Here is a 12,387-nt window from a genome sequence, read left to right as displayed (position 1 = left end):
ATTTTTATTAATTTAACAACGTGTTTTTTAAGGTCTCCTGATTATTCTCCGGTTTTGTCCAATCTACTTTTTGAGCAGGATTGATTCCGTTAAAATATTTTTCAATATTAGTATAACCATCACCATTCAAATCCCCGTTAGCATCCGAAGCGTCTTTAGGATTTAAACCGTATTTTTTCTCCCATGCATCCGGAATACCATCATTGTCTGAATCTTTATATGCTTTCCCTTTGTACTCAGGATATCCGCCTACCTGATCCGGACTGGTAATAATTCCTTTTTTATAGGAATCATCAGGCAATCTTCTTTTAATATATTCTTTTCCGATAGTGTTTTCCAAACCATCTTTGTATTCTATTTTTCCTGTTCGAACATAATTAATTACACGTTTATCAACAGCATCTCTTTTAGGTAAAGTAGCACCTACGTTATTCAAAACAAATTCATACGCTTCATCGGCTTTCATAATGGTTACATGTGCCATTGGAAACGGTTTAGATTGTTTAATTAACTGCAAATAATCTTTAGATTCTGCTAAAGAACGATCTTCCAGCTGTACTCCGCCATTCCAGTTATCAGCTGTAACTTCGGGAGAACCTGCTACATAATTACCCGATACATAAGCTCTTCCAAAAGTTTTAGGTTCCATGTAACCTGATTCCGGTTTTAAAATTCGGTAACTAATAGGTTCCTTTTCAGGAGTAATAGGTCCCGGTTTAAAATAATTATTGATGATATTAAACATCGAACGGTAATCACCTCCATCAAGGGAACGATTCCACCAATTGAACAATACATTATTCACAAAATTAAAACTTCCATACATTCCTATAGAAGGATTTCTTGAAATATTATTGGCCCACAAATTACGAACAAAAGTACTGTTTAAACCTCCAATAGTACTTCCAAAAGCATGGTTATAGGTGTCCAGACCTTCCGAAGATATGGTGTTTTGTATTGTTACATTAACTGCTGGGATTTTTTCTAATTTTGATTTTTCATTGGCCTGAAACTGATGACGGTATAGCGAAATATTTTCGTCTAATCCCCAGCTTACGGAGCAATGATCAATGATAACGTTTCCAATTACATTCCCGCCTAAAGCATCATCCCTTCTTGTAACCTCAGTAGCACCACGACGAAAACGCATATGACGGATAATGACATCATGTGTATCCAATAAAATAGATTCTCCAGCTACACAAATACCATCACCCGGAGCTGTCTGCCCTGCAATGGTAATATAAGGTGCACGTACACTGATTGGTTTTTTTAACTTAATAATCCCCGATACATTAAAAACAACTGTTCTTGCCCCAACTGCTTCTAAAGCTTCTCTTAAAGTTCCTTTACCGCTATCTTCTAAACTGTTTACAACAAATATTTTTCCCCCACGTCCACCGGCAGTAAATGCTCCACCACCTTCAGCGCCTGGAAAAGCTGGGATTTCTGCCTGAATTAAATCTCCAGGATAAGCTGCCCAGGGAATAAAGGGACGCCCTTTTATAGCTTCTTCTCTGAGGATATTTTCATTGTCTTTCCAAATTTTAGCTAATCTTGCATCTTCCTCTGCTAAAATTGCATCGGTTTTGTCTTGAAGGGCTTTTGGAATTTCAGGATATTGAGCGTGCATAACCGAGCAACTGAAAAAAAGTATGCTTAGGTTAAACAGCTGTTGTATGTTGTATTTCATTTTTTGAGGTTTTTAATGAATAAGTTTATATTTTAATGAACTTTAATACTATTTCAATGACCCGCTGGGTGTAATTGGTTTTTGATGATAATTTTTCGTCAGTTCGAGTAATCCCGTTTTCGGACGGGATTGTATCGAGAACAAGAAAAATCATTATCAAAAACGATTCTCGATACATTTTTTACTCCATTTCATTACGCAAAAAACACTCGAATTGACGTTTTTGATAATTACACCCAACGGGTTTTCAATACTATCAAAGTATATCTGTTTTATAATTTTCTTTTTTGCTTGATCAAAAAAGAAAATTATAAAATCTTATTTTTTCTTATTTTTTTCTCTTTCTTCTAATCTTTTATGCCAGTCAGCACTTTCTTTATTTAAATCATATCCTTGCTTAGAAAGGTAATTGTTGATTCTTCCTTTGTACTTCCCAAACCAGGCATGTTTTTCTTTAGAAGAACCTCCATCCATTGCATGTTCTCTGGCCTCAACCAGTGCATCATAAATGTATTTTTGTTGTTCCTGAGTCAAATTTGGCAACATATCATTATAACCTAAAACGGTAATAGGCAAAACACCATAAGTCATCCCGTCTTTTACCTGTACTATCTGACTGTTATTTAGTTTTTTTCCAAGTTTTTTCAAATAGGATTTATGCAGTGCCATGATTTTTTTATCGGCATCAGTCTTTAATTTATCAATTGCTTTTTGCTGTTTTTCCTTATCGGCAATGTTTTTTTTAACTTCATCAATTTTAGCATCACGCCCATTATGGATGGTACTTAAAGAACGGTATTGTTCCGCAATTATATTTCTAACCGCTAATTGATCTTCCGGGGATTTTAATTTTAAATCATCTACAATTTTCTGAGCTCTTTCATTGGTTACTTTTACATATTCAGGATCCACTGCGGATTGTGCCAAAACAACATTAGAACTCATAAAAACAAGTAAGGCTGCCGCAACAATTTTTTTGTACATTTTCATCTTTTCTTTATTTAAAACTTAACTATTATAAAGCAAAATTCTTGCTCAATCTGTCTCCAGATTAGGCAAGAATTATACCAAAAAACATCGATTTACTTCTTATACTCCGCTAATCCTTCTCCGATTTTAGCCAAAGTATCTTCATTATTATCCAAGTTTTTCCAATCTACTTTTTTAGTAGGATCTATGCCATTGATATATTTTTCAATATTTGTATAACCATCACCATTACTGTCTTTGTTTGCATCAGAAGCATCTTTTGGATTTAATCCAAATTTTTTCTCCCATGCATCCGGCATACCATCATTATCTGAATCTTTATATGATTTCCCTTTGTATTCCGGGTAACCACCTACTTGTGAAATATCAGTAATAATTCCTAATTTATAAGAATCCTGACCCAGGCGTCTGTGTTCAAACTGATAGAATGATTTTGGGTCTAATCCTTTTACATATTCCGGTTTTCCTGTTTTTACAACTCTTACAATTCGGGTATCAACAGGGTCTCTTTGAGGCAATGTTGCTCCTGCATTTTTAAGTACGAAATCGTAACTTTGTTCAGCAGTCATAAATGTTTTTAACCAAGGCATTGGCATTGGTTCATTCACCTTCATTTTAGGAAAATAAACAGATGCTTCTTCTAAGCTCATGGCATCTCCTTTTTTGTTTTCCATCTGGACTCCGCCAGCCCAGTTGTCTTTAGATACTTTTTCATTTCCTTCGACAACATTTCCGTTTACGTAAGCTCTACCAAAAACTACATAAGGTAATTTACTTCTGCCTGATTCCGGTTTCAAAATTCGGTAGCTTATCGGGTCATTTTTATCTGTTGCAGGACCTGGTTTAAAATAATTGTTAATGATGTTGTACTGAGCTGTATAATCACCACCATCGATAGAACGGTTTACCCAATTAAAGATAACATTGTTAGCAAAATTAAAGATTCCATTCCATCCAATTGACGGATTTCTACCCGTATTAGAAGACCATAAGTTTCTAATAAAAGAACAATTTTCTCCACCTAAAGTACTACCAAAAGCATGATTGTAAGTATCTAAACCTTCTGCAAACAAACTGTTTTGAATGGTAACATTTACGGTTGGAAATTTTTTATCCGGACCACCAGTTCCATCAGCATACATGTGTCTGTAAAAAGACATGTTTTCGTCTAATCCCCATGTTGCAGAAACGTGATCGATAATGATATTCCCCACCGGATTTCCTCCAATAGCATCGTCACGACGACCTACAAAAGTTTCTCCTCTTCTAAAACGCATGTGACGAATCACCACATCATGAGTATCTACCCAGATGGTTTCACCAGCTACGCAAATTCCGTCTCCGGGAGCTGTTTGCCCGGCAATAGTAACATAAGGAGCACGAACAATTAAAGGACTTTTTAGCTTAATAATACCTGATACATTAAAAACGATAATTCTGGCTCCACCTTGTTCAAGAGCCTCACGCAAAGTCCCTGCACCTCTGTCTTCCAGACTGGTAACCGTTAAGATCTTACCACCTCGACCGCCAAAACTATACATTCCTCCTCCTTCAGCACCTGGAAAAGCAGGAATGGATGCCTGTGGCAAATCAGTAGGTCTCGAAGCCCACGGTACAAATGGTTTCCCTTGTCTTTCTTCCTGTTCTACAATTACTTTCGCTTTTTCCCAAGCCTCATTTGAAAGTTTCTCAGCTTCCGCTTTAATCGCATTTTCTCTTGCCTGAACTTCAGGAGATATTTTTGGATATTGTGCAAAACAATTCACACTACTTCCTAAAGCCAAAAAAGCCAATAAAAAATTTAATTTGTTCATTTTAAAATTTTCTTAATTAATAAAAAACATTTGGTTAGAACTGTCTTTATTAGATTAAAGTTTGGTAGTTGTTAAAAAGAAATGCCTGAAATTAATCAAGCATTTCTTTATTTTATTATTGTTTATTCTTGATATTCGAAAGTTCCTGAATTACCAGAAGCATCATTCCAACCTTTAGTTTGAGTTAACCATGGATTTTGAGACAAAACAGTCAGATTAAGACCCATTATATAATAATGTGATTTCCAATCGATATTAGTTGCCACATTATTCACAGCATCCATAGGTGTTGGAGGAGAACGTAATTCAAAGTTAGCAGTATAAAAAGCAGCTAAGGCTGTAACTTGTGCTGCAAAATTACTAGCATCTGGATCAACTGATATAGCTGCTCTGGCAGTAGCTAATGGATCAGTATTAGTAGGGCTAGTTCCATTTTTATAATGTAGATAATTACCTACTCTTTGTGTTCCATTAATTGCAGGTATTCCTAATTTAGCATTTGTATCATCATTTATAGTTGCGTCATCACTATACAACATCCAACGTTGAATGTCATAAAAACGTTTTCCTTCATAAGCTAATTCCACTCTACGCTCATACAAACATGCTTCTAAAGCGGCATATTTAGACCCTAAAGTTCCAATACCATAATTACTAGCAGAAGGTATTCCAACACGATTTCTAATTTTACCTAAATAAGTAATAGTATTTGTAATATCATTTTTTGCGGCATAACATTCCGCAATATTTAACAATAATTCTGCATAACGGTATTCCATAATATCTGTACCTGAGAATTGGAAATTGGATGCATTACTAACTGTAGGACTAGACATTTTTCTAACAAAAGCCGGGCTTGAAACATCATTACCCATACTATATGCTACACCAGTAGTTGCATTAGTTGACCATCGGTAAGCCCATACTGTTGGTTGAGTAGTTGAAGTAGTAATCGTATTATTGTAAGGCCAGTAACATCCTGAAAAACCAAAAGTTCTGTAAAAACGAGGATCACGATCCTTAAAGAAAAGGAATGGATCATAATTAGTTCCGGCAACAGGTCTGGCTCCAGTACTTGTTGGAAACAAGTCAATCATTCTTTTTGGAACATCTACTCCTCCACTACCTTGACCTCCTTGACTAGCCAAACGAATGGATCTCTCCCAAGAATTGTTTGAAAATAAAGACCCTGTATTACCATCTGATAAAAGTTTAATAGTAATTGCTTCTTTATTAAAAGCATTATTATTAACATAGAACATTTCAGCCCATTGTTTAGCATTTGTTCCATATAAACCATAACCGTCTTGACTTAGCTGAGTTTCAGCTGCCAAACCTGCTGCTAGAGCAGCATCCCAACGGCTATTATCCGTATCCCAGTTTTTATTAAATAATGGACTGGCATAAGTCAATAATACACGAGATTTTTGAGCCATTGCCGCCCCTTTTGTAAAACGTCCATAATTAGCAGCATCCCAATTTGGAGGCAATAGAGTAGCCGCCTGATCTAAGTCAGCTACAATTTGATTCACTACTTCTGTAACTGTAGCTCTTGGCAATTTTATAGATTCGTCACTATTAGTAGCAACCTGAACCGTTGTTACAATAGGAACACCACCATAAGTACGCATTAAATCAAAATACTGAAGTGCTCTTAAATAATACATTTGTCCTTTAACTCTGTCACGAAATTCTTGTGGTAAGTTAGCGCCTAGCACATCAATATTCTCTAACATAGCATTACAATCTCTAATTCGATTGTAGGGAGCATTATCAAAAGCATCCCTTAAAGCGGGTCCATAATAACCCGAACCATCTTGCGCATTTACCAAAGTAACATTCGGATTGATAAGATTAGAAATTCCTCCTATTTCTTCAGTATATGAAGCTTCAGTTGTAGTAAAAGAACCTACTCTAATTGCAGCAGGTGTTTTAAAACCATCGAAAAAATCATAATACACATTATTCACGTACTGAGTTACACGATCTTGATCTTGATAAAACTCTTCGTCGTAGTATTTGTATTGTTTTTTATCTTCTAAAAAATCATCACTGCAGGAAGAAGCTCCTAAAACCAGTAAAAGTGATATTACTATATATTTATTAATTATTGTTTTCATAATTGCAATTAAATTAAAATTAGAATGATACATTCATACTAAGAGACCAAGTTCTAAGTGTTGGGTATTTTGTAGATGAATCATCATACATATTACGATATTTGTCTGGGTATGGATTGTATAAATCCCATAGATTCTGACCAGTAATACCAAAACTAAGACCGTCAATTTTTATAGATTTTAATGCCTCTTTAGGAAGTGCATAAGCTACTGTCAAGTTTCTTACCACACATCTAAAAGTATTCAATTGCCAAAAATCGGATGGTGCAAAAATATAATCTTGTTGTCCCATGTTTGGATATTTACCATTTGGATTATCAGTTGCATCATACATATCTGTCCAGAAACTTTCATGAGCCCAATCATTATGTGCAGAAGAAGTTCCTTGTTTGATCATGTCTAAACTATTATAACCTCCCCAAGAAGTAGCAATTTGTGTTCTAACAGAAAAATTTTTGTATTTCATGCCTAAATTAGTAGTAAAACCATACGTTCTGTTTTGGTTAACTAATTTTTGGTAATCATCATTTCTTGTGATTTTTCCATCAGCAGGACGTCTCTCTCCGGTAGCTGCATCAAAAGCTCCTCCAACATCTTCATATGCCAGCATCCCTTTTCTCATATTAGCTACATTAGTTATGTTCATATAATTTGGAGCTCCGCCTGCTGCTGTAGCACGCTCTGTTAAATAGTTCCAATAATTAGTAACATCTTCATCTGTACGCAAGATACCGTCTCCTGTAGAAGTTTCTTTCCAGGTTTTGAATCCCCAAACTGGAGTTATTAATGAAGTACCTGCAACTCTAGGATTTGTTGAAGGATCAGTCAAAGCTGCTTCTGGATATTTTTTGATTTCATTATTAGAAAAACCAAAGTTGACTCCAACATTATAACTGAAATTATCTTTTATATTGTCTCTCCAATTTACAGAAAACTCAGTTCCCCAAGTATCAATTGCTGCATAATTTGACTCAGCAGTGGCTCCTCCTACTGAAATTGGCGTCCCAGCTTGACTTGCTAAAGTAACCAACATATCTGTCTTTCTATCAAAATAATAATCTGCTGTAATTTGCAATCTATTATCAAACAAAGCTAAATCAATACCATAGTTGCTTTTCAAAGTAGAATCCCATTTAACATCTCTATTAGGAGTTACTCTAGGTGTTATACCTGCTCCTAGTGTACCTCCTGCACTTCCAAATTGAGCTCCTTTATCAACAATTGGTTCCCATAATTGCAACCAACGCCAAGTACCAAGATTATCATTTCCTGTTTTACCAATAGAATAACGCAATTTAAGGTTATCTATCCATGATACATTATCTGCAAACCAATTTTCTTTAGACACTACCCAACCCACTTGTGCACCAGGAAAAAATCCCCAGTAATTTTCCGGAGCGAATTTAGTAGAAGCATCACTTCTAAAAATTAATGATAATAAATATTTATCTTTAAAACTATAATTCAAACGTCCTAAGTAAGATAATGTCCCAGCCTCTCCTTTGTCAGCAAGAGAATTTGAACTCAAGGGTCCTGCAGAAGTACTGGAACCTAAATAATCTTTACCTGTTCCTTCATAAGCCAAGCGTACTGACTTATAGTCTGACTCTGAGCGTTCCATACCTACCATAGCATCTACGGAATGGTCTCCAAAAGTTCTTGCATAATTAGCAAAAATATTAGCTTGCTCTAAATTAGTCAAATCAGTATTATAATAAACTCTTGATCCACGTATATTAGTTTCCGGTCTACCACTGTTAGCGAATGTAGAATTAGGATTCAAAAGGTGATTATCTTCTAAATTATGATTAGTAATTCTAAGTAAGTCATAAGGCAACTGAACTTGCTCTGTATTAGCATTAGACTGACTTCTTGCGTAACTTCCTTTAATCGACATACCTTTAACAAAAGGTACTTTATATGTCATATTCAAATTTACGTTGTACGAGAATTCCTGATCTATTTGTTTTCCTGCTTCTTGAGCTGCAAAATAATTCCATCCCGCAATAGTAGTATTAGCATTAGCACTACCCAAGTTACGATCTGTACGAGGAAATGGTGACATAAAATAATCTACCCCATCTCTTGTTATTTGCCAAGGAACATATTTTGGCATGTGTAACAAATACATATAATCAGCTTGTTCTCCACCTCCTAGTGCCCCAAAACTACTGTCATTTAAATTTGCAGAAGCTTTTGAAAATGATTTTTGCACATCTAACGTACTTACAGCGATAGATGCAGAAAAATCTAAACTATTACTTACTTTAACATTTGTTCCTGTACGGAAATTCCATTTATTGTAATCCTGTGATCCTAAATTAGCTCCCTGAGTAAAATAAGTCAATCCTGCAAAATAAGTAGCTTTTTCAGTACCACCACTTACATTAAGAACGTGTCTTTGTTGCGTTGCTGGCTTCCAGGCTTCTTTTAACCAATCATAATTTAAGCCTTTCATTTGTTCTAACTCATCTGCAGAAAAATAATTGGCCTGATTTGCATTTAGATTAGAGTTTAAAAATCTATTTTTCCAAATTCCATGCTCATAGGCATTCATTGTTTTCACATGACTTATCGCATCATTTACAGCAAACTGTGAATAATAAGTGAACTTAGCCTTACCTTCTTTACCTCTTTTTGTCTTCACAATAATTGCTCCTTGAGAAGCACGAGAACCATAAATCGCTGCAGAACCATCTTTCAAAACAGTAATACTTTCAATTTCTGAAGGATCTAATCTATTGAAAGTTTCCTGCGTAGGCTTACCTGTTTCCGGATCAATCTGAACCATATCATCAATTACTATCAATGGAACTGTTGAGTGTCCATCTTTAGAAAAACCATAACTTTGACGTATTTGTATATCTGCAGCTCCACCCGGACGGCTTGAACCATTAGCATTATTAACTGATAATCCCGGAATCAAACCTCTCAATGATTCTGATAAATTCGAAACAGGCAAATCCTGTACATTTTGCGGATCAATAGTGGCAATAGCACCTGTTAAATTTGCTCTCTTCTGAGTACCATAACCTACAACTACAACCTCATCTAAAGTAGAAGCATCTTCCTGCATCGTTATATTAATAGTTGTTGCTGCACCTACTGCTCTTTCCTGAGTTTTCATTCCAATATAAGAAAACTGTAAAACAGCTCCTTTTAGAACCTGAATTTTGTAGTTACCATCGATATCAGTAACAACAGCATGTTTTGTTCCTTTTTCAAGAACATTCAGGCCTATTATTCCCAGCCCGTCTTTGTCCACTACTTTTCCAGTGATAGCTGTCCTTTCACCTGCATTTTGAGCAAAACCAGTCAGACTCATCATGCTGAACAGTAATACACTAAATACCATTTTAAATGTTTGTTTCATAAGTGTGTTTCTTTGGTTAAAAAATTATTAATTTGTTTGGTTTATTATTTCTGTATAAGTGAGAAATCAGTTCCGGATGTTTTAAAACATACTATTTTAGATTTAATTAACACTGCAATCGCATTCCTTACAGCTGGTTTTCGTCGTGTAAACGTTTACATTTTTGTAGGATTTATTTATTGTGTTTCTTTTTAAATAAGGCTAAATAAATCAAATGTAAACGTTTACATTTTTCAAATGTACTAAAATTTTATTACAACACGATTTTTTAGCACATTTTTTTTAAGTTTTAATGTTTTTTTTATGTTAAATTTTTTAAATTCATTTGTTTTTTAACTTTTAACAAGTTTTTTAATGTAAAAACCAAACGCTCATTTCTTTACTATTACCATTTCCCCATGCAAAATAGGGTATCAATTTCAGAGTAACTTTTTCTTTAGAGGTATGCAATGGCTGATACAATTTTTTATCCCAAGAATTGGTATTTAAAAAACCCTGAGCAGTAATAGCAACTAAATTTCGAGTATGTTGTTGCATACTTTGAGTATTGAAATCGGAGTTCACATCTAAAACCACTTCATTAATGGAGCTGTCTTTCGAAATTCCGTCTGATTCTAAACAATATACAAGCGGTCCTCGTTTTACAGCAACTTGATTTCTGGTTTCTTCCACAAGCGGATTGGCCTGCATTACTTCTACCGGCATAGGAATGTTTAAACTGATCACATCACCCTTTTTCCACTTTCTTTCTACCTTTAAATACGTTCCTGAAACCGGACTTGCATCTACACTTTTATTGTTAACCAGTATCGTTGCGCCTTTACTCCATCCCGGAATTCTTAAAAACAATGCATAGGCTTCTTTTGGAGCAGTATCTATTTTTATCGAAATAGCGCCATCCCAAGGATAATTAGTTTCCTGATGCAACTGGATTTTAGCTCCTTCTTCAGTAATGGTATTCAAATTATTACTGCCATATAAATTTACATACAAGCCTTCATTGGTCAGACTGTAGGCATAATTCCCAACTTCGGCTATGGTTCTGGTAACATTAGGTGCACAACAATTCGATAACGCAATGTAGCCTTCCCGTTTATTTCCCCATCGTTGCTCGAAAGGCAAATCGACTGAAACATTCAACGGATTGTTATAGCAAAATTTATTTCCTTCCAGATTAATTCCGGACAAAACACTATTGTATAAGGCTAATTCTACTATGTCAGCATATTTGGCATCAGCGGTAATTTGCAGCATTCTCCAGTTCCATAACACATTCCCAATATTAGCACAGGTTTCTGTATGCGCTGTGGCATTAGGCAATTGAAAAGGTCTTCCGTAAGCCTGATGAATCTTTTGAACTACAGATGGATCATAAGAAGTTCCATCCGGAGAAACGCCATCATACAAAGCACCACAAGCTCCTGTTATGTACATTTTGCGATAAGCTACATCTTCCCAAATAGATTTTAGATTGTCTAATAATTTTTTTTCACCAGTTTCGGCATACAAATCGGCAATTCCTGCATATAAGTAATTGGCTCTTACTGCATGCCCCATTGCGGTAGTTTGCTGTCTAAACGGAATTCGATCCTGATTATCATCGGTTCCGTCATTAGTCGTTCCTCTGATATCAATTAAATTATTAGCTAATTCCAGGTATTTTGGATTTTTCGTAGTCCGATACATCTCTACAATCCCCATGTAATGAGAAGGACAAATAGCATTTCGGGCTAATTCAGGCGAAGCTTTTTTGTAAAAATCATATAAAAAGTCGGCCACACCTTTGGCTACATTTAAAAAACTCGTTTTCCCTGTGGCACGATAATGTACACAGGCTGCCGTCATTAAATGCCCCATATTGTACTTTTCAAAACCCAGTTGCTTTTTTACTTCTTCCGGACCTAAAGTTCCCCATCGCTCATCAATTAAAACAGGTGTATGCAAATAACCGTCTTTACGCTGTACTTTGGCAAACATCGCAATGGCTTGATCCATTTTTTTATCCAATTTTGGATCCTTAGTCACGGCATAAGTAGCTGCCATTCCTTCAAAAATTTTATAAAAATCACCATCATGAAAGGAAGGTCCTTTAAAAGTTCCTTTTCTTTCTCCGGCTGCTATTTCAAAATTGGCGTAAGCATGAGAAACTTCATCATTATGGTACAAATCCCACATGTGTGGCAATGTGCTTGCCGTTTCTACATCAAACTGTTCTTTCCAGAAACCGCTTGTCCATTTTACATCCTGTAAACCGATGCTTTGCAATTTAGAATACGGACTATCAGAATTAGCCACTAAACCTTTGTTTTGAGCAGTAACAAATCCGCTAAAAAGGAAAAGTCCTGATAAGAGAATGATGTTTTTTTTCATTTTTATGATTTTTTTTTTAGCCACGAA

General features: G+C 35.4%; 6 protein-coding genes. All 6 read right to left on the bottom strand.

All coding sequences use genetic code 11. From position 1 onward, the window contains the following. Nucleotides 1–7: 7 nt before the first annotated feature. The 6 genes from BUB89_RS05495 to BUB89_RS05465 all read right to left on the bottom strand — a co-directional run bounded on the left by BUB89_RS05495 (nt 8) and on the right by BUB89_RS05465 (nt 12,360). Entirely contained in the window at nt 8–1,693 is a 1,686-nt protein-coding gene (locus BUB89_RS05495) for a polysaccharide lyase (RefSeq protein ID WP_073242742.1), read from the bottom strand. Between the two features lie 318 nt (nt 1,694–2,011). Next, nucleotides 2,012–2,683 (bottom strand): DUF3826 domain-containing protein, encoded by a 672-nt coding sequence (locus BUB89_RS05490; RefSeq protein ID WP_234982529.1) that lies wholly within the window; start codon nt 2,681–2,683, stop codon nt 2,012–2,014. A 92-nt stretch (nt 2,684–2,775) separates the two neighbouring features. Beyond that, nucleotides 2,776–4,497, bottom strand: coding sequence for a polysaccharide lyase (locus BUB89_RS05485; protein ID WP_073242740.1), 1,722 nt, complete (start codon nt 4,495–4,497; stop codon nt 2,776–2,778). A 122-nt stretch (nt 4,498–4,619) separates the two neighbouring features. Beyond that, entirely contained in the window at nt 4,620–6,617 is a 1,998-nt protein-coding gene (locus BUB89_RS05480; RefSeq protein WP_083552562.1) for a RagB/SusD family nutrient uptake outer membrane protein, read from the bottom strand. Nucleotides 6,618–6,636: 19 nt separating this feature from the next. Further along, nucleotides 6,637–9,990, bottom strand: coding sequence for a SusC/RagA family TonB-linked outer membrane protein (locus BUB89_RS05475; RefSeq protein WP_073242738.1), 3,354 nt, complete (start codon nt 9,988–9,990; stop codon nt 6,637–6,639). Nucleotides 9,991–10,341: 351 nt separating this feature from the next. Continuing rightward, the gene (locus BUB89_RS05465; protein WP_073242734.1) at nt 10,342–12,360 is read right to left on the bottom strand and encodes an aceric acid hydrolase; all 2,019 of its coding nucleotides are present in this window, start codon (nt 12,358–12,360) and stop codon (nt 10,342–10,344) included. Between the last annotated feature and the right edge of the window lie 27 nt (nt 12,361–12,387).

The organism is Flavobacterium flevense (assembly GCF_900142775.1).
GTDB classification, from domain to species: domain Bacteria; phylum Bacteroidota; class Bacteroidia; order Flavobacteriales; family Flavobacteriaceae; genus Flavobacterium; species Flavobacterium flevense.
This window is presented reverse-complemented; position numbering and strand designations above follow the sequence as displayed.

Bases quoted from the DNA above. Each gene is read 5' to 3' on its own strand.
- BUB89_RS05475 (WP_073242738.1), bottom strand. From the start codon at position 9,990: ATGAAACAAACATTTAAAATGGTATTTAGTGTATTACTGTTCAGCATG.
- BUB89_RS05485 (WP_073242740.1), bottom strand. From the start codon at position 4,497: ATGAACAAATTAAATTTTTTATTGGCTTTTTTGGCTTTAGGAAGTAGT.
- BUB89_RS05490 (WP_234982529.1), bottom strand. From the start codon at position 2,683: ATGAAAATGTACAAAAAAATTGTTGCGGCAGCCTTACTTGTTTTTATG.
- BUB89_RS05495 (WP_073242742.1), bottom strand. From the start codon at position 1,693: ATGAAATACAACATACAACAGCTGTTTAACCTAAGCATACTTTTTTTC.
- BUB89_RS05465 (WP_073242734.1), bottom strand. From the start codon at position 12,360: ATGAAAAAAAACATCATTCTCTTATCAGGACTTTTCCTTTTTAGCGGA.
- BUB89_RS05480 (WP_083552562.1), bottom strand. From the start codon at position 6,617: ATGAAAACAATAATTAATAAATATATAGTAATATCACTTTTACTGGTT.